Origin of the sequence: Enterobacter sp. DNB-S2, from assembly GCF_019443845.1 — a bacterium.
Taxonomy (GTDB): Bacteria; Pseudomonadota; Gammaproteobacteria; order Enterobacterales; family Enterobacteriaceae; genus Enterobacter; species Enterobacter asburiae_B.
On record NZ_CP050520.1, the window covers coordinates 1,148,400 to 1,172,619 of the forward strand.

Here is a 24,220-nt window from a genome sequence, read left to right on the forward strand (position 1 = left end):
CGCATTAGCGCCGGGTGACCTGCTTCTGGTAGCGCACGGGCGTAATGCCGTAGCGGCGGGTAAACGCGCGGGTTAAATGGGACTGGTCGGTCAGCCCGGTCGCGGCTGCTACTTCGGCGGCGGGCATGCCGTGGGTGAGGAACGCTTTAGCGCGCCAGAGGCGAATGGCCATCAGCATCTGGTGCGGCGTAACGTGAAAATGGGCTTTGAACTGGCGCTGGAAATGATACGGGCTCAGCGAAACGACGCTGGCCAGCTCGTCCAGCGTCAGGGCGTGCATGTAGTTGTCGTGCAGGTACTCGCGCACGCGTTCGAAGCGGTGCGCGCCTTCCTGAATCACCGGCGCGTGATGGGCCAGCGGCCGGAAGGTCTCAATCAGATCCAGCAGTAATCCTTTTTGCGCAAGCGGATCGTCCGTATGCCACAATCCGTAAATCAGCCTGCCGATTTGCTGCGAGCGCAGCGGGTCATGACGCGTGACATCGCTAAACCACCAGTGCCGGAGGCCGGTCACCTCTTCCAGCAGATCGGGTTCGATATAGACCATCCGGTAGCGCCAGCCGCCTTCGGTGGCGGATTCGCCGGTATGGATCTCGTCCGGGTTCATGGTGACGACGGATTTTTCCGCCGCGAGATGCTGTGTACCGCGATAGCGAAAGCGTTCGGCGCCGGTTTCAATCGTGCCGATCCCGAAGGCTTCATGGGTGTGCGGCTCAAAGGCGTAGTCAGAAATATGCGCGTGATAAAGCTCCAGGCCCGGCAGCTGCGCCAGATGGCGAAAGCGCGCGCTGTCTCTTTCATCATTAAACTGTTCCGGTACGCCTTGCACGTTGAGCCTCCTCGTGGTCATCTTTTCATTATCAGAGATGACCGGAATTTATGCACTAAACATCTTTGCCCGGACGGTCTTACGGTAATCCCCCGGTGAAACCGTTGTTTTATGCTTAAACTGGCGATTAAAGTGCGCAATATCCTGATATCCAACCGCATTTGCAATCTCCTGAATACACAGATTGGTGGATTGCAGCATTGTCATGGCGGATTCAATTCTGGCGGTTAATAGATACTGCAGTGGGGACATGTCGGTGGCATTTTTAAAGCGGCGATTAAAGTTGCGCAAACTCATGCCAGCCATATCTGCAAGATTCTGCATGGATATATCCGAGGCGCAGTTGGCTTTTATCCAGATTTGAATTTGAACAATATCTTCATCCGGATGGGGTTTGTTTTCTTCACTGTAACACTGACGTTCAAACTGGCTACGAATTTCATGGAAAAATGTCCGTTGAGTATGTGTGGCTACACGTTTCCCGTATATCGTTTCTATAAAATGGATCGTCAGATCGGACAGGGCCTTAACGCTTGCGGCGCAGAAAATATTATCGGCCTGAGTGAGAAAATGCTTTGTCTGTAATTTTACGCTGGGGTAGTCGCGCGAGAATTGTTTGAAGTAGTGCCAGTGGGTGGTGGCAGGCTTTCCGTTGAGCAATCCCGACTCCGCCAGAAAACAGCAGCCCGTTCCGACGGCGGCGATGCGGGTTCCTCGCGCGGCCTGCTCGGTCAGCCATTCCAGAAGTTCAGGCTCTTGTCTGACCACCGCGCGAGGGTTGCGCCACAGGGCAGGAAGATAGATCACGTCATAGTGCCTGTCTGCGGCAAGGGTGGTATCGGCGGTAATGCTAAAACCACTGTGCGTCAGAATGGGCTCGCTGTTTATGCCAATGGTATTCACCTTCAGAATATTCTCCGGGCGACAGAGCCTGAAGGGTGACTTCTCCGGTTTGTGCGTGCCTGCGTGGGATGTTGTTTTTTGCTCAGCTAAATAGCTACTGGCTGCCGCTTTCCACATTTCAATCGGAAGACTGAGACCGGAACTTAGCATGCGTTCACATAACACAAATCCTATTTGTGTATTTGTCATTTTTGATTAATACCTGTTTTGACTATTATTTTTGGTGGCTCATCGTTGTCCAGGCCAAAAAAGTCAGCATTTTGGCTGGATTTTCATATTAGCTTTTGTTGGTAATTTGTAAACTAATATCTGAAATTATCGCACTTGCTTAATAAAATAAATCTACGACCACGAGAGGATAAATTATGGTGAAATTACCCGTAATAACGGCTTTTGGCGGCTATGGTCCAGCTGGTCGTAGTTCTTCACATCATGCATTTCGTCGAATGATTATTGAGTCATTATCGGAAGAGGAACGGCAGGATACGTTATTATCGTTAGCCATCCTGATGGGCGTACTTAAATATGATGAAGGTGGATATTGCGATATTTCCGGTAAAAGATTTACACCTGCTCAGGCCGCCGCGAGGATAAAAGACGAGGCGCTTGAGGGAACCCTTATCAGAAAAATTACGCGCGACTATTTTGATGTCGATGCTATTGCCAGCCATGCAAAATTGAATATGGCTTCAGGCGAAGAGGGATTCAGTTTTAATATATCTGCCAGGCAATTACCTCAACCCTTACCGGCGGGATGGCACGTTGAAGAATTAGCGGAGCGGCGCGTCCGTATTACCGTCCAGGGAGAGATGGACTGTAAAATTGAGGCGTTGCTGCGCACGGAGGTTCAGGCTGCAGGGCTGTTGCCGCAGGGATTCCGTCCGGGCGACCATTACAATTCGCAGTTCCATCCGCGGGCGTTACAAATGGCGATTGTCGGAGCGTCAGACGCCATCAACGCGCTGGGGATCCCGTGGCGAGAGGTACAGGCCAAAATCACGCCGGATCAGCTCGGCGTCTATTCGGGCAATATCATGGGGCAGCTCGACGATTATGGCTTTGGCGGAATGCTGCAGTCGCGCCTGAAAGGCCATCGCGTCAGCGCCAAACAATGCCCGCTGGGCCTGAACAGCATGTGCGCCGATTTCCTCAATGCGTATGTGCTGGGTAGCGTCGGTCATACCAGCGCCATGCTGGGGGCGTGCGCCACGTTTCTGTATAACCTGAATGCGGCAGTTGAGGATATCAAAGCGGGGCGCATTCGCGTAGCCGTCGTTGGCAGCGCCGAAGCGCCGGTCACCTCAGAAGTGATTGAAGGATTCGATGCCATGGGCGCCCTGGCAACGGAGAGCAAGCTTAAGCACACTGATGAAACGGAAACGGCCGACTGGCGCAACAGCAGCCGCCCGTTTGGTAACAGCTGCGGTTTTGTTATCGCAGAATCCAGCCAGTATGTCGTGCTAATGGACGACGAGCTGGCGCTGCAGCTTGGCGCAGAGATCCACGGTTCGGTGGGGAATGTCTTCATCAACGCTGACGGCTTTAAACGCTCTATTGCGTCACCGGGGCCGGGGAACTACATCACCATGGCGAAAGCCGTAGCCTCTGCGGTATCGATGGCCGGGATAGAGACGGTGCAGAAGGGATCGTTTATTCAGGCGCACGGCTCAAGCACGCCGAAGAATTGCGTCTCCGAGGCCGATATTTTTGACCGCGTTGCGCAAGCTTTTTCGATTCGCGACTGGCCGGTGACGGCGGTGAAATCGTACCTCGGTCACTCCCTGGGCCCAGCCAGCGGCGACCAGCTGATCGGCTGCCTCGGCGTCTTCCGCTATGGTATTTTGCCGGGAATTAAAAGCGTGTCCCACATCGCACCGCAGGTGAACAACGCGCGCTTAACCATTCCTCTTCAGGACTGCAAATTAGAGGAAGGTCAGGGACAAATCGCCTTTATTAATTCAAAAGGCTTTGGCGGTAATAATGCCACGGGGGTGGTTTACTCGCCAAAGCTTACCCATCAATGGTTGCGCAAACGCTATGGGGAAACGGTGTTTGCGGATTATCAGCAGCGTAACCGCCAGGTGCGACGTCAGGCTAACGCCTACGACCAGGCGGCGTCACAGGGGGAACTGAATGTCATTTATCTGTTCGGCCAGCAGGGGATAAATGAGGAAGATATTAAGATTGATATGAATGGCATCACCATTCCCGGATTTGAAAAACCGATAACGTACGCGACGGATAAAGAATACCCGGACTTTTAATCGTTATATCTGTTTTTATTATTAATAAATATGAGCGGGCCGGGTAAGGGAAATCACCCGGCCGCAGGAAAGAACGGTGACACTGTTAAAGAATGGCTTTAATACTCTGCGCCAGCGGCGTCGTTGCGCGCCCGATCAGTTTGCTCAGCGTATGGCTATCGTCAAAGAGTCCCCCTTTGGACGCACCCACATCCGAGTCCGCCAGCATATCTGCCAGCCCTGCAGGCAGGCCGACGCTTTTCAGGGCGGCGGCAAAATCCGCTTCACTGAGATTCTGATAGGTTACCGGCTTCCCGCTCTGTTTGCTGAGTTCAGCCGCCAGTTCGCTCAGCGTCCAGCCGTGGTCGCCCGCCAGTTCGTAGACCTTGCCCGCGTGGCCCTCTTCAGCAATCACTTTGGCGGCTGCCGCGGCATAGTCGGCGCGGGTGGCAGAGGCAATTTTGCCTTCGCCTGCCGCACCAATAAACACGCCGTGTTCCAGCGCAGGCGGCGCGCTCGCCAGGTAGTTTTCGGTATACCAGCCATTGCGCAGCAGGGCATAAGGGATGCCGGACGCCGCCAGCGCTTTTTCAGTGGCAACATGTTCAACATGCAGACCCAGCGGTGAGTTGTCCGCATGCAGCAGGCTGGTGTAGGCGATAAATTTCACGCCTGCCGTTTTGGCGGCGTTAATCACGTTCTGGTGCTGGGTCGCGCGCTGGCCGACTTCGCTGGAAGAGATCAGCAGCAGCTTATCCACGCCGCTCAGCGCGGCGGTGAATGCGGCTTCATCCGTGTAGTCCGCCTGGCGAACGACAATTCCCTGCTGGCTTAAGGCCTGCGCTTTCGCCGGGTTACGTACGATGGCCACAATCTGGCTGGCCGGTACGGTTTTCAACAGCTGTTCGATAACGAGATGGCCAAGCTGGCCGGTAGCACCGGTAATCGCGATCATGATGAATCTCCTTCGTGTTTGTCTGGTGTTGTGGCACACTAGCACCATAGCTAACTTTTAGTAAGTACGTACAAAAAGGTAAGTATGAAAACAACGATACCGACGCTCAGCGAACAAATGCGCGATGGCAATCTTTTCGCGGAACAGTGCCCTTCACGCGAGGTGCTCAAACATGTGACCAGCCGCTGGGGTGTCCTGATTCTGCTGGCCCTGCGCCAGGGAACGCATCGCTTTAGCGATCTGCGCCGTAAAATGGGCGGGGTGAGCGAAAAGATGCTGTCCCAGTCACTCCAGGCGCTGGAGCAGGACGGGTTTGTCGATCGCGTGTCGTATCCGGTGGTGCCGCCGCACGTAGAGTATAGCCTGACGCCGATGGGGATTGAGGTCAGCGAGAAAGTCGCCGCGCTGGCGGACTGGATTGAGGTGAATACGCCGAAGGTGATGGCGAATCGGGACGATCGTGCGGCCTGATGTCTTCACCCTGACCTAATGCCTGCGTGGGCGACCCCCTCTCCCTTGAGGGAGAGGGCTGGGGTGAGGGGGGAACATATAACTCTGGTGGTCATTCCGTTCACTTTATGTTCCTTGCTTCTCTGTAACGACATGGCCTGTGAACGTGCCAGGGCGGCTCAATCGCCGCCGCCCTGGCGACCCGGGCTCCCGGCGGTAAATCGCCGCTTCGCGGTGCCCTCAGCTTATTCTTTCAGGCTATCGGGTCGGGCATGAGCCTGCATCCCTGCAGGCCACGCCCTCTCGGCGCATCCTTGCGCCTCGCCCCGGCCTTGCGGAAACGCTTCGGCGATTTACAGCCGGACCAGGGCATCGCTGCAATTCATTAATTTTTCTGAAGAAATATTCATCGCTTCGAGTTGGAAAATTACTGAGGCCCCCTCTCCCGTAGGGAGAGGGAACAAACACGAAAAACGGCAACGTATGTTGCCGTTTTGTTTTTACTTGCTCAAATCCACCTGATAAATCGCGAACCCGATATCATCCGTTGCGACCTTCTTCATCGGATACTGGGCATTATCCTTGATAAACGCGGCTGCCTTATCGGACGGCGACGTTTCTATGCGGATATCCAGTTTCGTATCGCTGTGGATCGGCGCGAGGCGCCAGTTGTTGTCCACCGCCGGATTAATTTCGCCCGCCTTCTTCGACTCCGCGCTGATCCACGCCGCCAGCACCGAGCGGTTCTCGTCCGGCGAGGCAAAGGCGATGTGGCTATCTCCCGTACCGGCAAACTTACCGCCGTAGGCGCGGTAGTTATTAGTCACCACCAGGAAGGTGGCATTCGGGTCGATCGCCTTGCCGTTGAAGGTCAGGTTTTTGATGCGCTCCGCCTGCGGGTTGATCGCCTGACACTCGCCGTCATATTTCGCCGGCTGGGTGACGTCAATCTGGTAGTTCACGCCGTCGATCACGTCGAAGTTATAGGTACGGAAGCCGTCCCAGTTAATCAGCGACTGCGGCTTACTGCTGTGCGGGTCAATCTGGTTAAACTGTCCGGCAGAGCACTCCAGCCACTCTTTCACCTCCTGGCCCGTCGCTTTTACCACCACCAGCGTGTTCGGGTAGAGATAGAGATCGGCGGCGTTACGGAAGGTCAGCTGGCCCTTTTCGACTTCAACATAGCTTGCCGGGTCGTTCTTACGCCCGCCAACCTTGAATGGCGCAGCCGCTGACAGGACCGGCAGTTTTGCCAGATCCGGATCGCCCTGCACAAAGTGTTCCGCATAGGCTTTCTGCGCCATGTTGACGACCTGAACGGTCGGGTCGTCCTGCACTAGCGCCAGGAAGCTGTACATGTTATCGGCGGATTTGCCGATCGGCTTGCTGACGAATTCGCGCGTGGCGTCGTGATCGTGCTTCAGCACGTCGACCAGTTTTTTATCTTCCGCCGCCAGAGATTTTTTAGCCGCAGCGTCGTAAATCGGGCGCGCTTCGGCTTTTGACTGCGTCACCTTCCAGCTGCCGCCGTCGTTATTCAGCACCAGATCCACCACGCCAAGATGGTCGCCCCACATGCCCGGCATCACCGAAGGCACGCCGTTGAGCGTCCCTTTCTCAATGTCCGCTCCTTTTATGCTGGCGAAATCTTTGCCCGGGAAGACCGCGTGGGCGTGGCCGAACAGGATCGCGTCGACGCCCGGGACTTCACTCAGATAGTAAACGGAGTTTTCTGCCATGGCCTGATACGGATCGGCGGAGAGACCCGAGTGGGCGACAACGACCACCAGATCGGCGCCTTTTTCGCGCATTTCCGGCACGTATTTCCGCGCGGTTTCGGTGATGTCGTTAACGGTCACTTTGCCGTCGAGGTTGGCCTTATCCCACGTCATGATCTGCGGCGGCACAAAACCGATATAGCCGATTTTCAGCGTCTGTTTTTTACCGTCCTGGTCGACGACGTTTGTCTCTTTAATCAGGTAAGGGGTAAAGAGCGGCTTTTGCGTCTTAACGTCGATGATATTGGCGTTAACGTACGGGAATTTCGCACCGGCCAGGGCGTCATGCAGGTATTTTAGACCGTAGTTGAATTCGTGGTTGCCGAGGTTGCCGACGGTATAGTCCAGGGTGTTCATCGCTTTATAAACAGGATGGATCTCGCCTTTTTTCACCCCCCTGGTCGCCATGTAATCCCCGAGCGGACTGCCCTGAATGAGATCGCCATTGTCGACCAGCACGCTGTTTTTCACTTCGCCACGCGCCGCATCGATCAGGCTTGCCGTGCGTACCAGACCGAATTTTTCCGTCGGGGTATCTTTGTAGTAATCGAAGTCCATCATGTTGCTGTGCAGATCGGTCGTTTCCAGAATACGCAGATCTACCGTCGCCGCCTGTACGCTTGCTGCAATCAGCGTCGCCAGAAGCGTTGCACTAAACTTAATCATCAGAGGAGTCCTTTTTTCGATGCAGAGCACAAAAGAGTATGTATCTATAGCTTGTTGCTTACAGAAATGTGAATCCTGACAGAAAAAAGTCACCTGAAACCGGAATTGCTTCACAGATAGCGGAATTGTTCACATTACGATATAACTAAAACAAAGAGTTAACCTCACTGCGTTAACAAAGAGGTGGAAAATGCTAGATAAAATTTGTCAGCTCGCACGGGATGCGGGAGATGCCATCATGCAGGTGTATGACGGCAGTAAACCTATGGAGGTGGTCAGCAAAGCCGACGACTCTCCGGTCACGGCGGCGGATATCGCGGCGCATAAGGTGATCCTGAAAGGATTACAGGCTTTAACGCCGGATATCCCCGTTCTGTCAGAAGAAGCGCCGCAAAGCTGGGACGAGCGCCAGCACTGGCAGCGTTACTGGCTGGTCGATCCGCTGGACGGGACAAAAGAGTTCATCAAGCGCAACGGTGAATTCACCGTCAATATCGCCCTGATTGAGAAGGGCAAAGCGGTGCTGGGCGTGGTCTACGCGCCGGTGATGAAGGTGATGTACAGCGCTGCAGAAGGGAAGGCGTGGAAGGAAGAGTGCGGCGTGCGCAAGCAGATCCAGGTGCGCGATGCGCGTCCACCGCTGGTGGTGATTAGCCGCTCGCACAGCGACAGCGAGCTGCAGGAGTACCTGCAGCAGCTGGGTGAACACCAGACCACCTCGATTGGCTCATCGCTGAAATTCTGCCTGGTGGCGGAAGGCCATGCGCAGCTCTACCCTCGCTTTGGGCCAACCAACGTCTGGGATACCGCGGCAGGTCATGCCGTTGCCGCGGCCGCCGGGGCGCATGTTCATGACTGGCAGGGCAAGCCGCTTGACTATACCCCGCGCGAATCCTTCCTCAACCCCGGCTTCCGCGTCTCTATTTACTGAGCCAGCAGCTTATGCAGCAGGTCGACAACCTGCTGCACCTCTTCCAGGGTTAACGCGCCGTCTTTCGCCCACTGTACGCGGCCCTCTTTATCCAGCACGATAATCGCGGAGCTTTCTTCTTCCAGCTGCCAGGCCTTACGGGTTACGCCGTTGCTGTCGACGATAAACTGCGACCACGGGTAGAGCTTTTTATTGCTCTCAAGGCTTGAGCGCACAAACATCCCGGAGCCCGGAATGGCGTCGTCGGTGTTAACAATGGTGGTCGTCTGGTAGCGGTCGTGAGGGAATTTTGCGGCCTTGATCGCTTCCACCAGGGTAGCATTTTTCTCTTTTGCGGATGTACGACCGGCAATATGTTGTACAACTCTCACTTTGCCCGCGAGCTGCGCGCTATTCCAGGGTTTGTAGCTAAACTTATCATTGTCGAGAATCAATTCTCCCCGGTCAGCAATGCCGACTGGCGGTACACGTTGTCCTTTTTCAATGTTGTGAGCGGAAGCCCACAGCGGCAGCAGCAGGCAGGCTGCTGCAAGGATATTACGTAGGGTCATGGCGTTTCCTTATTGTTTGCAGGTGATCCGACCACTTGGTCTTGCGCTTTTAATCATAAGTGCGATCAATGGGGTTTTCCCGCAATCCCGATGCCAGTTTGCGGGCGAACGCACATATCCATGAAAAAACGACGGCTTATACTGCGCCCGGTCACGCTTTGCAAAGATTATTCTGAATAATTGTAATCAAACGGTAAATAAACTTATGCACACTGGGTAACACCGTAGTTCTGGTCTATAGTCATTGGGCATTAAAATTTGCGCTCAGGACAGTCGGGCCGATTGTGGCACCGCAAGAGCGTATGATTCGCAGGAGATACAAGAATGAAAATTTTCCAACGCTACAACCCGCTTCAGGTGGCGAAGTACGTGAAGATCCTGTTCCGTGGACGGTTGTATATCAAGGATGTTGGCGCTTTTGAGTTTGATAAGGGCAAGATCCTTGTCCCAAAAGTGAAGGACAAACAGCACCTGTCTGTGATGTCCGAAGTCAACCGTCAGGTTATGCGTCTGCAGACTGAGATGGCTTAACCAACGTGCTATGCAGTAGTTAAAAAAAACGGCTCCCAATGGGAGCCGTTGATGTTTGTAGAGGCTGGCGCTTTACGCCGACACCTTCTCTTCCGCGTCCGGCAGCTTCGGTACCAGTACGGTCGGTTTATTGTCGATGCGGGTCACGAGCAGCTGGTCGATGCGGTAGTTATCAATATCCACCACTTCAAACTTGTAGCCGGAGAACTTCACCGAGTCGGTACGTTTCGGGATCTTACGCAGCATAAACATCATAAAGCCGCCAATGGTCTCGTAGTTGCCGGACTGCGGGAACTCGTCGATATCCAGCACGCGCATCACGTCTTCAATCGGTGTGCCGCCATCAATCAGCCACGAATTATCGTCGCGCTGAACAATCTGCTCTTCCAGCCCCTGGCCAACCAGGTCGCCCATCAGTGTGGTCATCACGTCGTTCAGGGTGATAATACCCACCACCAGCGCGTATTCGTTCATGATAACCGCGAAGTCTTCCCCGGCGGTTTTGAAACTTTCCAGCGCTTCTGAGAGCGTCAGGGTGTCCGGCACAATCAGGGTATTGCGGATCTGCACGCCGCTGTTGAGCGCCAGGCTCTGGTTTGCCAGCACGCGGTTCAGCAGGTCTTTGGAGTCGACGTAACCGATGATGTGGTCGATATCTTCATTACAGACCAGGAACTTAGAGTGCGGATGCTGCGCTACTTTGTTCTTCAGGCTCTGCTCATCTTCATGCAAATCGAACCAGATAATGTTTTCACGGCCCGTCATGGAAGACGGCACGGTACGGGATTCCAGCTCGAACACGTTCTCAATCAGCTCGTGCTCCTGCTTGCGCAGCACCCCGGCCAGCGCGCCGGCTTCCACCACCGCATAAATGTCGTCAGAGGTGATGTCGTCTTTACGCACCATCGGCAGCTTAAAGATGCGGAAAATGACGTTCGCCAGGCCGTTGAAGAACCACACCAGCGGACGAAACACGTACAGACAGAAGCGCATCGGGTTGATGATACGCAAAGCCACAGCTTCTGGCGCAATCATACCGATGCGTTTCGGGGTCAGGTCTGCAAAGAGGATGAACAGGCCGGTTACCAGCGAGAAGGAGAGGATAAAGCTCAGCTGTTCGGCCAGTTCAACGGACATGTACTTAACAAACAGACTATAAAACGCCGGGGAAAACGCCGCATCACCCACGATACCGCCGAGAATGGCGACCGCGTTGAGGCCAATCTGCACCACGGTGAAGAACATCCCGGGGTTTTCCTGCATTTTCAGGATGCGGGTAGCATTGATGTTGCCTTCATCGGCAAGCAGCTTCAGTTTGATTTTACGGGACGCGGCCAGCGAGATCTCAGATATCGAGAAAAACGCGCTGACGGCAATCAGACAAAGTATTACTAAAATACTGTTTAACATAGTTTATCCGGCTTCTCGCCAGATCCTCAGAAGGGGAGTTGATACCATTTGTGTGAAAACACATTGAAAATCAGCTCGTAGCGTTGAGCCGATTATTTCAGCGGGTAGTATAGCGTAAAGAGATGTAAATCTGCCAGAGGTCACAATCTGGCGAAGATGGCCGGCGGGGGCGGCTGGTGGATGAATGTTAAGCTGTGAGACAACGCTGTCGCTTCTTTGAGCGCCACGCGGCTCGCGTGGCGCTGGGTCGATAATCAGGCCAGCTGTGGCGGCAGGCAGACGCCGATGCCCCCGATACCGCAGTAGCCGTACGGGTTTTTATGCAGATACTGCTGGTGATCGTCCTCGGCATAGTAGAACGGTTTCGCGGTGGTGATTTCCGTCGTCACCTCGCGCGTATCGCCCGCTTCACGCATGGCCTGCTGGAAACGCTCAAGGCTGGCGCGCGCGGCGGCATCCTGCTCGGGCGTGAGCGGATAAATGGCCGAACGGTACTGTGTGCCGTGGTCGTTGCCCTGACGCATGCCCTGCGCCGGGTCGTGGTTTTCCCAGAAGACCTGCAGGAGTTGCTCGTAGCTGATGACTGCAGGGTCATAGACCACGCGTACCGCTTCCGCATGCCCGGTTTCGCCGGAGCAGACTTCGCGATAGGTAGGATTCGGCGTGTAGCCGCCCGTGTAGCCAGCCGCCGTGCTGTAAACGCCGGGCAGCTGCCAGAAGAGGCGCTCAACGCCCCAGAAGCAGCCCATGGCGAACAGGGCGATTTCCATTCCCTCCGGCACGTTGGTCATGGAATGGTTATTGACGGCGTGTAAGGTCGCCACAGGCATAGGGGTGTTGCGTCCCGGTAATGCATCAGTTTGTGAAACCAGATGCTTTTTGTCGAATAAACTCACGATGGGGCCTCCCGGGGTGCGATGTTTCGGTTAAGGTTGTCACGAAGCGTTTAATTGAACACAATAAATGCGCTGAATGAGTCTAGATTTAATCATAAGAAATATTTGGGTGTTACACCCGTTTTCAACCCGTGATTTGGGTTTTTGGCCAACAGGCCGTATTTTGCCGCGGAGCGGTACTTCATTTGCTTCCAGGGTGGAAACAGGGATATTCAGGAGAAAACGTGACAAAAATCCGCCAGTTATGTTTAGTCAGTGTGTTGCTGACAAGCGGGATTGCCAGCGCGGCGAATGTCCGTTTGCAGGTTGAGGGGTTATCCGGGGCGCTGGAAAAAAACGTGCGTGCGCAGTTGTCGACCATCCAGAGTGATGAGGTGACGCCGGACCGGCGTTTTCGCGCGCGCGTGGATGACGCCATCCGTGAAGGGCTGAAAGCGCTGGGGTATTACGAACCCACCATTGATTTCGATCTTCGCCCGCCGCCAAAGAAGGGGCGTCAGGTCCTTATTGCCCGCGTTTCGCCGGGTGAGCCGGTATTGATTGGCGGCACGAACGTTATCCTGCGCGGCGGGGCGCGTACCGACCGGGATTACCTGGACCTGCTCAGCACGCGGCCGAAAATCGGTACCGTGCTTAACCACGGTGACTACGACCATTTCAAAAAAGAGCTGACGAACGTTTCCCTGCGTAAGGGCTACTTCGACAGCCAGTTCAATAAAAGCCAACTGGGGATTGCGCTGGATCGGCGTCAGGCCTTCTGGGATATCGACTACGACAGCGGAGAACGCTACCGCTTTGGCGATGTGACGTTTGAAGGTTCGCAAATTCGTGAAGAGTATCTGCAAAACCTCGTGCCGTTCAAAAAAGGGGATTACTACCAGTCGAGGGACCTGGCGGAACTGAACCGTCGTCTTTCCGCTACCGGCTGGTTTAACTCCGTGGTTGTCGCACCGGAATTTGATAAGTCTCGCAAAACGAAGGTGTTGCCGCTGCATGGCGTTGTCTCGCCGCGCACCGAGAACACCATTGAGACCGGTGTTGGCTACTCGACGGATGTTGGACCACGCGTGAGAACCTCGTGGAAAAAGCCGTGGATGAACTCGTACGGTCACAGCCTGACCACCAGCCTGAGCCTCTCTGCGCCCGAGCAGCAGCTGGATTTCAGCTATAAAATGCCGCTGCTGAAAAACCCGCTTGAGCAATATTACCTTGTGCAGGGCGGTTTCAAGCGCACCGACTTGAACGACACCAAGCAGGACTCGACGACCCTTGCGGTCTCCCGCTTCTGGGATCTCTCCAGCGGCTGGCAGCGCGCCATTAACCTGCGCTGGAGCCTGGACCACTTTACCCAGGCCAACGTCACCAATACCACCATGCTGCTTTATCCGGGCGTGATGATCAGCCGTACCCGCTCGCGCGGCGGCCTGATGCCGACCTGGGGCGACTCACAGCGCTACTCCATTGATTATTCCAACTCCGCCTGGGGCTCCGACGTGGATTTCTCGGTGATTCAGGCGCAAAACGTCTGGATCCGCACGCTGTACGACAAACACCGCTTTGTGATGCGCGGCAATCTCGGCTGGATTGAAACGGGCGACTTCGAGCGCGTTCCGCCGGATCTGCGCTTCTTCGCCGGGGGCGACCGCAGCATTCGTGGGTATAAGTACAAATCGATCTCACCTGAGAACGAGAAAGGCCAACTGACCGGTGCATCAAAACTGGCGACCGGATCGCTGGAGTATCAGTACAACGTCAGCGGAAAGTGGTGGGGCGCTATGTTTGTTGACGGCGGTGAGGCGGTGAACGATATCCGCCGCAGCGACTTTAAAACCGGCGCGGGCGTGGGCGTACGCTGGCAGTCACCCGTCGGGCCCATCAAGCTCGACTTCGCCGTGCCTGTCGGTGACAAAGAAGAGCACGGATTACAGTTTTACATCGGTCTGGGGCCTGAATTATGAGTTTATGGAAGAAAATAAGCCTCGGGGTGCTGATTTTTATCGTGCTGCTGCTCGGTACGGTGGCGTTTCTGGTGGGAACGACGACCGGGCTGCATCTGCTGTTTAACGCTGCGAACCGCTGGGTGCCGGGGCTGGAGATTGGCCAGGTAACGGGCGGCTGGCGCGATCTGCGTCTGAAGAATATCCGCTACGAGCAGCCGGGCGTGGCGGTGAACGCCGGGGAGTTCCACCTGGCGGTGAAGCTGGGCTGCCTGCGCGACAGCAAGCTCTGCGTCAACGATCTGTCGCTTAAAGACGTCAACGTGGCGATAGATTCGAAAAAAATGCCGAAGTCTGCGCCGGTCGAGGAAGAGGACAGCGGCCCGCTGAATCTCTCCACGCCGTACCCGATCGCGCTCTATCGGGTCGCGCTTGATAACGTCAATATCAAAATCGACGACACTACCGTGTCCGTGATGGATTTCACCTCCGGCCTACGCTGGCAGGAGAAAAACCTCACCCTGACGCCGACGTCCCTGCAGGGCTTGCTGATCGCGTTGCCGAAGGTGGCCGACGTGGCGCAGGAAGAGATCGTCGAGCCGAAGATCCAGAACCCGCAGCCGGAAGAAAAGCCGCTGGGCGAAACGCTGAAAGATCTCTTCTCGAAGCCTGTCCTGCCGGAAATGACCGACGTTCATCTGCCGCTGAACCTTAATATCGAGGAGTTCAAAGGCGAGCAGCTGCGCCTGACCGGCGATACCGATCTGACGGTCTACACCATGCTGCTGAAAGTCAGCAGCATTGACGGCAACATGAAGCTCGACGCGCTGGATATCGACACCAACCAGGGCTCGGTGAATGCGTCAGGGAATGCCCTGCTGCGCGATAACTGGCCGGTGGACATTACGCTTAACAGTGCCCTCAACATCGATCCGCTGAAAGGCGAAAAGGTGAAGGTCAAAGTGGGCGGTGCGCTGCGCGATAAGCTGGATGTCGGGGTGAATCTCTCCGGCCCGGTGGACATGGTCCTGCGCGCGCAAACGCAGCTGGCGGAAGCCGGGCTGCCGCTCAATCTGGAGGTTGTCAGCAAGCAGCTTTACTGGCCGTTCACCGGCGAAAAGCAGTTCCAGGCCGATGATCTGAAGCTGAAGCTGAGCGGCAAGATGACCGACTACGCGCTCTCGTTCCGCACCGCGGTGAAGGGACAGGGCGTGCCGCCCGCGAACATCACGCTGGATGCGAAGGGCAACGAACAGCAGGTCAACCTCGACAAGCTGACCGTCGCGGCGCTGGAAGGCAAAACCGAGCTGACCGCGCTGCTCGACTGGCAGCAGGCGATCAGCTGGCGCGGCGAGCTGAAGCTGACGGGTATTAACACCGCCAAAGAGGTGCCGGACTGGCCGTCGAAGCTGGATGGCCTGATTAAAACCCGCGGCAGCCTGTACGGCGGTACGTGGCAGATGGACGTGCCGGAAATCAAGCTCACCGGGAACGTGAAGCAGAACAAGGTTAACGTTGAAGGCTCGGTGAAAGGCAACAGCTATCTGCAGTGGGTTATCCCGGGGCTGCACGTGGCGCTGGGCCGCAACACGGCGGATATCAAAGGCGAGCTGGGGGTGAAAGATCTCAATCTGGACGCCACCATCGACGCGCCGAATCTCGACAACGCCCTGCCGGGTCTGGGCGGCACGGCGAAAGGCCTCGTGAAAGTGCGCGGTACGGTGGAGGCGCCGCAGCTGCTGGCGGACATTACCGCCAATAACCTGCGCTGGCAGGAGCTGAGCGTTGCCCGCGTCCGCGTGGAAGGGGATGTGAAATCCACCGATCAGATCGGCGGTAGCCTGAACCTGCGCGTGGAGCGCATTTCTCAGCCGGACGTGAACATTAACCTGGTCACCATGGACGCCAAAGGGAACGAGAAACAGCACGACCTCCAGCTGCGCGTGCAGGGCGAGCCGGTCTCCGGCCAGCTTCACCTTACCGGCAGCTTCGACCGCAAAGAAGAACGCTGGAAAGGGACGCTGGATAACACGCGCTTCAATACGCCGGTCGGGCCGCTGGCGCTCTCGCGATCCATTGCCCTCGACTACCGCAACGCTGAGCAGAAGATCAGCATTGGGCCACACTGCTGGACCAACCCGAATGCGGAGCTGTGCGTGCCGCAGACCATCGATGCGGGTGCGGAAGGGCGCGCGCAGATCAACCTCAACCGCTTCGATCTGGCGATGCTGAAGCCGTTTATGCCGGATACGACCCAGGCCAGCGGCGTCTTCAGCGGGAAAGCCGATGTGGCCTGGGACACAACCAAAGAGGGACTGCCGCAGGGCAGCGTCACGCTGTCCGGGCGTAACGTGAAGGTGACGCAGGAGGTCAACGACGCGCCGCTGCCGGTGGCGTTCGACACCCTGAACCTGAGTGCCGATCTGCATAACAATCGCGCGCAGCTGGGGTGGACGATCCGCCTGACCAACAACGGTCAGCTGGACGGGCAGGTCCAGATTACCGATCCGCAGGGACGGCGTAATCTGGGCGGCAACGTCAACGTCCGTAACTTCAACCTGGCGATGGTGAACCCGATTTTCGCGCGCGGGGAAAAAGCGGAGGGCATGCTGAACGCTAACCTGCGGCTGGCCGGTAACGTGCAAAGTCCGCAGCTGTTCGGTCAGATGCGGCTCAGCGGCGTGGATATCGACGGTAACTTCATGCCGTTTGACATGCAGCCCAGCCAGATCGCGATGAACTTCAACGGTATGAGCTCGACGCTGAGCGGCTCGGTATTGACGCAGCAAGGGCAAATCAACCTGAGCGGCGACGCGGACTGGAGCCAGCTCGACAACTGGCGCGCCCGAATTGCCGCGAAGGGCAGCAAGGTGCGCATCACCGTACCGCCGATGGTGCGCCTGGACGTCTCGCCTGATGTGGTCTTTGAAGCCACGCCAAGCCTCTTCACGCTTGACGGACGCGTCGACGTGCCGTGGGCGCGCATCGTGGTTCACGACGTGCCGGAAAGCGCGGTCGGCGTCTCAAGTGATGAAGTGATGCTCAATGAAAATCTGAAACCTGTCGAACAGAAGAGCGCGGGCATACCGATCAATAGTAACCTCATCGTGCACGTGGGGAATAACGTGCGGTTGAATGCGTTTGGGCTGAAGGCGAGGCTCACGGGCGATCTGAAAGTCGCGCAGGATAAACAAGGGCTTGGCCTGAACGGGCAGATCACTATTCCTGAAGGGCGTTTCCACGCCTATGGTCAGGATCTGATTGTGCGCAAAGGCGAGCTGCTGTTCTCCGGTCCACCGGATCAGCCCCTGCTGAACATCGAGGCGATTCGTAACCCGGAAGCGACGGAAGACGACGTCATTGCTGGCGTTCGCGTCACCGGCTCCGCCGACGAACCGAAGGCGGAGATCTTCTCTGACCCGGCGATGTCGCAGCAGGAAGCGCTCTCTTATCTGCTGCGTGGACAAGGTCTGAACAGCGGACAAAGCGACAGTGCGGCGATGACCTCGATGTTAGTGGGTCTGGGGGTTGCACAAAGTGGGCAGGTTGTGGGTAAAATCGGCGAGACGTTCGGCGTAAGCAATCTGGCGCTGGACACCCAGGGCGTGGGTGACTCCTCGCAGGTGGTGGTCAGCGGCTATGTACTGCCGGGTCTGCAGGTAAAATATGGTGTGGGGATCTTTGACTCACTGGCAACTCTCACGTTACGCTATCGCCTGATGCCCAAGCTATATCTGGAAGCAGTGTCCGGCGTAGACCAGGCACTTGATCTGCTCTATCAGTTTGAGTTTTAGCAATGCGAATATTTGTCTACGGCAGTTTACGAACCAAGCAAGGCAACAGTCACTGGATGACCAATGCCCTGCTGCTGGGGAATTACAATATCGAGAACTACCAGTTGTACAGCCTGGGCCACTATCCAGGCGCGGTTCCGGGCGAAGGAACAGTACAGGGTGAAGTCTATCGTATTGATAACGCGACGCTTGCCGAACTTGATGCCTTGCGCACCAGGGGCGGTGAATACGCACGCCAGTTGATCCAGACGCCGTACGGAAGTGCGTGGATGTACGTCTACCAGCGTCCGGTCGAAGGGTTAACGCGGATTGTAAGCGGTAACTGGTTAGACAGAGACCAGTACTGAAAAAAACAACGCCACCGTGAGGTGGCGTTGTTTTTTTTATTCCTTCAACTCTCTTCTGTATCCCGGCGTCGGGTTAAAAACAGAGGAACGAACAGCATGATGTACGGGGCAATAAGCCATAAAAAACACAAGGCGCGTGAACGGCCATAGTAGTTTATGCACCGCGTATTGCTTGAAATGACGGGCAGGAAAAACAGTAAAAACAGCAGAATCACATAATCGCTTCGATAAGGGATCCATAAGTAAAACAAAAACCAGGCAAGCTGGAATGTCATGATGCAGAGATACTGCCATTTACTGTCTTTACCGTAACAGTCAAACGCCTTTATGTAGCCCATCTTTATGCTTTGAAGAAAGAAACTTAGCATGTATAACGCTCACGATCGCGACGGTCAGGAGTTTATGTGTTTTTTAAAGGCACAAAAAAGCCCCGACTCGCGGGGCCTTCATTAACAGCAGTAAGAATTACTTCTTAGCAGCGCGTTCGAAAGAGGCGATGATTTCTGCTTTCGCCGCTTCTGCGTTGTCCCAGCCGTCAACTTTAACCCACTTGCCTTTTTCGAGGTCTTTGTAGTGCTCGAAGAAGTGAGTGATCTGCGCTTTCAGCAGCTCTGGCAGGTCGTTCACATCTTTGATGTGATCGTATTCTTTGCTCAGCTTGGTGTGCGGTACCGCAACCAGCTTCGCATCTTCACCGGATTCGTCGGTCATTTTCAGCACGCCAACTGGACGGCAGCGAATGACGGAGCCTGGCTCCAGTGGGTATGGCGTTGGGACCAGCACGTCAACCGGGTCACCGTCCAGAGACAGGGTGTGGTTGATGTAACCGTAGTTGCACGGATAGAACATCGCGGTAGACATGAAACGGTCTACGAACAGGGCGCCGCTCTCTTTGTCCACTTCGTATTTGATCGGATCTGCGTTAGCCGGGATTTCGATAACTACGTAGATGTCTTCTGGCAGTTCTTTACCCGCTGGGACGTTGAGTAAGCTCATGTCGGTGTCCTTTAAAATGGATGGTAAACAAGTGGCAGGTATTATAGCCAACTCGCGCTGAATGTCTCCGCCTGTTTTCGCTTTCTCTCCCCGCTTTCTCCACTTTTCAGACCGATTCCATGACAGAAAAATCCATAAACTCAGCCGCATTTTTCATGGTGAAATGAAAGCGATTACAAACTTGTGATTAACGTTTTATTCACTTTTCTGAAGTGTGATGTAACGCAATTCGTTACATATTTCATGGGCTATAGTCATTTCGCAGAACATCTTTTAACCAACAATAAACACCCCTACGAGGACGCTCATATGTGGAAGCGCTTACTTCTTGTCACAGCAGTTTCGGCAGCCATGTCGTCTATGGCGATGGCCGCTCCCTTAACCGTAGGTTTTTCGCAAGTCGGCTCTGAATCTGGCTGGCGAGCGGCAGAAACCAACGTTGCCAAAAGCGAGGCTCAGAAACGCGGCATTACCCTGAAAATCGCCGATGGTCAGCAAAAACAAGAGAATCAGATCAAAGCCGTGCGCTCCTTTATCGCCCAGGGCGTGGATGCCATCTTTATTGCACCCGTCGTGGCGACCGGCTGGGAACCCGTCCTGAAGGAAGCGAAAGACGCTGAGATCCCTGTCTTCCTGCTCGACCGTTCCATCGACGTCAAAGACAAATCCCTCTATATGACCACCGTGACCGCCAACAACGTGCTTGAAGGGCAATTGATTGGCGACTGGCTGGTGAAACAGGTCGACGGCAAGCCGTGTAACGTCGTTGAGCTGCAGGGCACTGTCGGCGCGAGCGTGGCCATCGACCGTAAAAAAGGCTTTGCTGAGGCCATCGCTAAAGCGCCAAACATCAAGATTATCCGCTCTCAGTCCGGCGACTTTACGCGCAGTAAAGGTAAAGAGGTCATGGAGAGCTTCATCAAGGCTGAAAACAACGGCAAGAACATCTGCATGGTTTACGCCCACAACGATGACATGGTGATCGGTGCGATTCAGGCAATTAAAGAAGCGGGCCTGAAGCCGGGCAAAGATATCCTCACCGGCTCTATCGACGGCGTGCCGGACATCTACAAAGCGATGATCGACGGCGAAGCCAACGCCAGCGTGGAGCTGACGCCAAACATGGCTGGCCCGGCATTCGACGCGCTGGAGAAATTCAAGAAGGACGGCACGATGCCTGAGAAGGTGACGGTCACTAAGTCCACGCTCTACCTGCCTGATACGGCGAAAGAAGAGTTAGAGAAGAAGAAGAATATGGGCTACTAAGAACCGCGCCCCTCACCCCAGCCCTCTCCCCGGAGGGGAGAGGGAAAAGGCAGGGCGGAGCTGGATATTAACAATTGGCACGATCAATCCCCTCTCCCCCCCGGGGAGAGGGTCAGGGTGAGGGGGAAAACCATGACCACTGAACAACACCAGGAAATCCTCCGCACAGAGGGCTTAAGCAAATTCTCCCCCGGCGTAAAGGCGCTGGATAACGTTGATTTCAGCCTGCGGCGCGGTGAGATCATGGCGCTGCTGGGCGAGAACGGCGCGGGAAAATCGACGCTGATTAAATCCCTCACCGGCGTTTATCACGCCGATCGCGGCACCATCTGGCTGGAAGGCAACGCCATTTCGCCGAAAAATACCGCCCATGCCCAGCAGCTGGGGATCGGGACGGTGTACCAGGAAGTAAACCTGCTGCCGAATATGTCGGTGGCGGATAATCTGTTTATTGGCCGTGAGCCGCGACGTTTTGGCCTGCTGCGCCGCAAAGAGATGGAGGCGCGGGCGACAAAGCTGATGGAATCGTACGGCTTCTCCCTTGACGTCCGCGAGCCGCTGAACCGCTTTTCCGTGGCGATGCAGCAGATCGTCGCCATTTGTCGCGCGATCGATCTCTCGGCAAAGGTGCTGATCCTCGACGAACCCACCGCCAGCCTCGATACCCAGGAAGTGGAGATGCTCTTCACCCTGATGCGCCAGCTGCGCGATCAGGGCGTCAGCCTGATCTTCGTTACCCACTTCCTCGATCAGGTATATGAGGTAAGCGATCGCATCACGGTGCTGCGCAACGGCAGCTTTGTCGGCTGCCGCGAAACCCGCGAGCTGCCGCAGATCGAGCTGGTGAAAATGATGCTGGGCCGCGAGCTGGAAACCAACGCCCTTCAGCGCGCCGGGCGCACGCTGCTCAGCGAGAAACCGGTCGCCGCGTTCAGCGATTACGGCAAGAAAGGCGTGATATCGCCGTTTAATCTGGAAGTCCGCCCGGGCGAAATTGTCGGGCTGGCGGGCCTGCTGGGCTCCGGCCGGACCGAAACCGCCGAGGTGATATTCGGGATCAAACCGGCCGACAGCGGCACCGCGCTGATCAAGGGCAAACCGCAAACCTTACGATCGCCGCATCAGGCCTCCTGCCTGGGCGTCGGCTTCTGCCCGGAAGACCGAAAAACGGACGGTATTATTGCCGCGGCCTCGGTGCGGGAAAATATCATTCTGGCGCTGCAGGCCCAGCGCGGCTGGCTGCGCCCGATCCCCCGTAAAGAGCAAAACGCCATAGCCGAGCGCTTTATCCGTCAGCTGGGTATTCGTACCCCGAGCGCGGAACAGCCCATCGAGTTCCTCTCCGGCGGCAACCAGCAGAAGGTGCTGCTCTCCCGCTGGCTGCTGACCAAACCCCAGTTCCTGATCCTCGACGAACCGACCCGCGGCATTGACGTGGGGGCGCACGCCGAAATTATCCGGCTTATCGAAACCCTGTGCGCGGACGGTCTGGCGCTGCTGGTTATTTCGTCCGAGCTGGAGGAGCTGGTGGGCTATGCCGATCGCGTCATCATCATGCGCGATCGCAAACAGGTGGCAGAGATCCCGCTGGATAAGCTGTCCGTTCCGGCGATCATGAATGCCATCGCGGCATAAGGAGTAAATCGTGATGCCCCGTTCGCTTTCGCAAACCGGTGAGTCAAAGCGCCGCTTCAGCTGGCCAACCGGCACGCCGCAAATCGCAGCGCTGCTGGTGGTTCTGCTGGTTGATAGCCTGGTCGCGCCGCATTTCTTCCAGATTATCGTGCAGGATGGCCGCCTGTTTGGCAGCCCGATAGACATTCTAAACCGTGCCGCGCCCGTGGCGCTGCTGGCCATCGGGATGACGCTGGTCATCGCCACCGGCGGGATTGACCTCTCCGTCGGCGCGGTGATGGCTATCGCCGGGGCCACGGCAGCCTCCATGACCGTGTCCGGACACAGCCTGCCGGTGGTACTGCTGGCGGCCTTAGGCACCGGCGTGCTGGCCGGATTATGGAACGGCATTCTGGTGGCGGTGCTGAAAATTCAGCCCTTTGTCGCCACCCTTATCTTAATGGTGGCCGGGCGCGGCGTGGCGCAGCTGATTACCTCCGGGCAGATTGTCACCTTTAACTCGCCGAGCCTGGCGTGGATCGGGAGCGGCAACCTTCTGTTCTTCCCGACGCCGGTGATCGTTGCCCTGGTCACGCTCGTTGTCTTCTGGCTTTTCACCCGCAAAACGGCGCTGGGCATGTTCATTGAAGCCGTCGGGATCAACATCCGCGCCGCGCGCAACGCCGGGGTCAACACCCGTCTGATGGTGATGCTGACCTACGTGCTGAGCGGCGTCTGCGCCGCCATCGCCGGGGTCATCGTCGCGGCGGATATTCGCGGGGCCGATGCCAACAACGCGGGGCTCTGGCTGGAGCTGGACGCGATCCTCGCGGTGGTGATCGGCGGTGGATCGCTGATGGGCGGGCGCTTTAACCTGCTGCTCTCGGTGATTGGCGCGCTGATCATTCAGGGAATGAACACCGGGATCCTGCTTTCGGGGTTCCAGCCGGAACTCAACCAGGTGGTGAAAGCGGTGGTCGTGCTCTGCGTGCTGATCGTCCAGTCGCCGCGCTTTGTCAGCATCATTAAGGGGATCCGTGGCCATGATAAAACGTAATTTACCGTTGATGATCACGCTGGGCGTGTTTGTGCTGGGGTATCTCTACTGCCTCACCCAATTCCCCGGTTTTGCCTCGACCCGCGTGATTTGCAATATCCTGACCGATAACGCCTTTTTAGGCATCATCGCCGTCGGGATGACCTTTGTGATCCTCTCCGGCGGGATCGATCTCTCCGTTGGCTCGGTGATCGCGTTCACGGGCGTATTCCTCGCGAAGGCGATCGGCTTCTGGGGGATCTCTCCGCTGGTGGCGTTTCCGCTGGTGCTGGCGATGGGCTGCGCGTTTGGTGCCTTTATGGGGCTGCTTATCGACGCGTTAAAAATCCCGGCGTTTATCATTACCCTTGCGGGGATGTTCTTCCTGCGCGGGGTGAGCTATCTGGTGTCGGAAGAGTCGATTCCGATTAACCATCCGGTGTACGACACGCTCTCCAGCCTGGCGTGGAAAATTCCCGGCGGCGGCCGCCTGAGCGCGATGGGGCTGCTGATGCTGGGCGTGGTGGTGATTGGCATCTTCCTCGCCCACCGTACCCGGTTTGGCAACCAGGTTTACGCCATCGGCGGTAACGCCACATCGGCAAACCTGATGGGGATCTCCACCCGCAGCACCACCATCCGCATCTATATGCTCTCGACCGGCCTGGCGACGCTGGCGGGGATCGTCTTTTCGGTGTATACCCAGGCGGGCTATGCCCTTGCAGGCGTGGGCGTTGAGCTGGATGCGATTGCTTCCGTGGTTATCGGCGGCACGCTGCTCAGCGGCGGGGTAGGTACCGTGCTGGGGACGCTGTTCGGCGTGGCTATCCAGGGGCTGATACAAACCTATATCAACTTCGACGGCACGCTCAGCTCCTGGTGGACGAAGATCGCCATCGGCATTCTGCTGTTTATTTTTATTGCCCTGCAGCGTGGCCTGACGGTGCTCTGGGAGAACCGCCAAAGCTCACCTGTTACCCGCGTAAACACATCGGTAACAGAGCGATAACACGCTGAATTTGCTTAAAGTCTAAACATTTTCCGGTAGCGGCCGATACTCTTTTTTTATGCCCAGAAATATCTCGCT

19 protein-coding genes are annotated in these 24,220 nt (G+C 56.2%); 11 read left to right on the forward strand and 8 right to left on the reverse strand.

What is annotated here, in order from left to right:
* Nucleotides 1-4 precede the first annotated feature (4 nt).
* Nucleotides 5-829 carry an AraC family transcriptional regulator gene (locus HB664_RS05500; RefSeq protein ID WP_058840437.1) on the reverse strand — a complete coding sequence of 275 codons (825 nt, stop codon included), beginning with the start codon at nucleotides 827-829 and terminating at the stop codon, nucleotides 5-7.
* Between the two features lie 48 nt (nucleotides 830-877).
* Nucleotides 878-1,921 (reverse strand): GlxA family transcriptional regulator, encoded by a 1,044-nt coding sequence (locus HB664_RS05505; protein ID WP_258235876.1) that lies wholly within the window; start codon nucleotides 1,919-1,921, stop codon nucleotides 878-880.
* Nucleotides 1,922-2,541: 620 nt separating this feature from the next.
* Here HB664_RS05505 and HB664_RS05510 point away from each other — a divergent pair.
* A complete protein-coding gene (locus tag HB664_RS05510) occupies nucleotides 2,542-3,996 on the forward strand; it encodes a beta-ketoacyl synthase (protein WP_258235877.1) in 1,455 nt (484 codons plus the stop codon).
* An 85-nt stretch (nucleotides 3,997-4,081) separates the two neighbouring features.
* Here HB664_RS05510 and HB664_RS05515 read toward each other — a convergent pair whose 3' ends face one another.
* A complete protein-coding gene (locus tag HB664_RS05515; protein WP_033144480.1) occupies nucleotides 4,082-4,930 on the reverse strand; it encodes an SDR family oxidoreductase in 849 nt (282 codons plus the stop codon).
* Between the two features lie 84 nt (nucleotides 4,931-5,014).
* Here HB664_RS05515 and HB664_RS05520 point away from each other — a divergent pair, with 84 nt between their 5' ends.
* A complete protein-coding gene (locus tag HB664_RS05520) occupies nucleotides 5,015-5,401 on the forward strand; it encodes a helix-turn-helix domain-containing protein (protein WP_023331869.1) in 387 nt (128 codons plus the stop codon).
* A gap of 479 nt (nucleotides 5,402-5,880) precedes the next feature.
* Here the strand turns inward: HB664_RS05520 and HB664_RS05525 are convergent, their stop codons facing one another.
* Nucleotides 5,881-7,824: a bifunctional 2',3'-cyclic-nucleotide 2'-phosphodiesterase/3'-nucleotidase gene (locus HB664_RS05525; protein WP_219940451.1), complete on the reverse strand. Its 1,944-nt coding sequence runs from the start codon at nucleotides 7,822-7,824 to the stop codon at nucleotides 5,881-5,883.
* Nucleotides 7,825-8,014: 190 nt separating this feature from the next.
* Here HB664_RS05525 and cysQ point away from each other — a divergent pair, with 190 nt between their 5' ends.
* Entirely contained in the window at nucleotides 8,015-8,755 is a 741-nt protein-coding gene (gene cysQ / locus HB664_RS05530) for a 3'(2'),5'-bisphosphate nucleotidase CysQ (protein WP_023310160.1), read from the forward strand.
* On the opposite strand, the gene HB664_RS05535 is transcribed toward cysQ, so the two are convergent.
* Nucleotides 8,749-9,306: a YtfJ family protein gene (locus HB664_RS05535; RefSeq protein WP_217072100.1), complete on the reverse strand. Its 558-nt coding sequence runs from the start codon at nucleotides 9,304-9,306 to the stop codon at nucleotides 8,749-8,751. The two genes, cysQ and HB664_RS05535, sit on opposite strands and share 7 nt — an antisense overlap.
* 324 nt (nucleotides 9,307-9,630) lie before the next feature.
* Between HB664_RS05535 and HB664_RS05540 the strand changes: the two genes are divergently transcribed.
* Nucleotides 9,631-9,837: a DUF1107 domain-containing protein gene (locus tag HB664_RS05540; RefSeq protein ID WP_008501430.1), complete on the forward strand. Its 207-nt coding sequence runs from the start codon at nucleotides 9,631-9,633 to the stop codon at nucleotides 9,835-9,837.
* A gap of 72 nt (nucleotides 9,838-9,909) precedes the next feature.
* On the opposite strand, the gene HB664_RS05545 is transcribed toward HB664_RS05540, so the two are convergent.
* On the reverse strand, nucleotides 9,910-11,247 hold the full coding sequence (locus tag HB664_RS05545) for a hemolysin family protein (RefSeq protein ID WP_032662457.1): 1,338 nt from the start codon (nucleotides 11,245-11,247) through the stop codon (nucleotides 9,910-9,912).
* A gap of 254 nt (nucleotides 11,248-11,501) precedes the next feature.
* On the reverse strand, nucleotides 11,502-12,143 hold the full coding sequence (gene msrA, locus HB664_RS05550) for a peptide-methionine (S)-S-oxide reductase MsrA (RefSeq protein ID WP_029741954.1): 642 nt from the start codon (nucleotides 12,141-12,143) through the stop codon (nucleotides 11,502-11,504).
* 224 nt (nucleotides 12,144-12,367) lie between these two features.
* Between msrA and tamA the strand changes: the two genes are divergently transcribed.
* Genes tamA through HB664_RS05565 form a run of 3 tightly spaced genes read left to right on the forward strand, consistent with a single transcriptional unit; the run spans nucleotide 12,368 to nucleotide 18,221 of the window.
* On the forward strand, nucleotides 12,368-14,101 hold the full coding sequence (gene tamA, locus HB664_RS05555) for an autotransporter assembly complex protein TamA (protein WP_033144487.1): 1,734 nt from the start codon (nucleotides 12,368-12,370) through the stop codon (nucleotides 14,099-14,101).
* On the forward strand, nucleotides 14,098-17,874 hold the full coding sequence (gene tamB, locus HB664_RS05560) for an autotransporter assembly complex protein TamB (RefSeq protein ID WP_219940452.1): 3,777 nt from the start codon (nucleotides 14,098-14,100) through the stop codon (nucleotides 17,872-17,874). The genes tamA and tamB overlap by 4 nt, the downstream gene beginning before the upstream one ends.
* Before the next feature lie 2 nt (nucleotides 17,875-17,876).
* The gene (locus tag HB664_RS05565; RefSeq protein ID WP_014830431.1) at nucleotides 17,877-18,221 is read left to right on the forward strand and encodes a gamma-glutamylcyclotransferase; all 345 of its coding nucleotides are present in this window, start codon (nucleotides 17,877-17,879) and stop codon (nucleotides 18,219-18,221) included.
* 465 nt (nucleotides 18,222-18,686) lie between these two features.
* On the opposite strand, the gene ppa is transcribed toward HB664_RS05565, so the two are convergent.
* Complete coding sequence (gene ppa, locus HB664_RS05570) at nucleotides 18,687-19,217, reverse strand: inorganic diphosphatase (RefSeq protein ID WP_010427397.1); 531 nt, start codon at nucleotides 19,215-19,217, stop codon at nucleotides 18,687-18,689.
* 309 nt (nucleotides 19,218-19,526) lie between these two features.
* Between ppa and ytfQ the strand changes: the two genes are divergently transcribed.
* The 4 genes from ytfQ to yjfF all read left to right on the forward strand — a co-directional run bounded on the left by ytfQ (nucleotide 19,527) and on the right by yjfF (nucleotide 24,142).
* Nucleotides 19,527-20,483, forward strand: a complete 957-nt coding sequence (ytfQ, locus tag HB664_RS05575; protein WP_014882271.1) for a galactofuranose ABC transporter substrate-binding protein YtfQ — start codon at nucleotides 19,527-19,529, stop codon at nucleotides 20,481-20,483.
* Nucleotides 20,484-20,615: 132 nt separating this feature from the next.
* Nucleotides 20,616-22,118, forward strand: coding sequence for a galactofuranose ABC transporter, ATP-binding protein YtfR (gene ytfR / locus HB664_RS05580; RefSeq protein ID WP_219940453.1), 1,503 nt, complete (start codon nucleotides 20,616-20,618; stop codon nucleotides 22,116-22,118).
* 10 nt (nucleotides 22,119-22,128) lie between these two features.
* Nucleotides 22,129-23,154, forward strand: coding sequence for a galactofuranose ABC transporter, ATP-binding protein YtfT (gene ytfT / locus HB664_RS05585; protein ID WP_165356711.1), 1,026 nt, complete (start codon nucleotides 22,129-22,131; stop codon nucleotides 23,152-23,154).
* Entirely contained in the window at nucleotides 23,141-24,142 is a 1,002-nt protein-coding gene (yjfF, locus tag HB664_RS05590; RefSeq protein WP_023293434.1) for a galactofuranose ABC transporter, permease protein YjfF, read from the forward strand. Before ytfT ends, yjfF begins: the two co-directional genes overlap by 14 nt.
* Nucleotides 24,143-24,220: the final 78 nt, after the last annotated feature.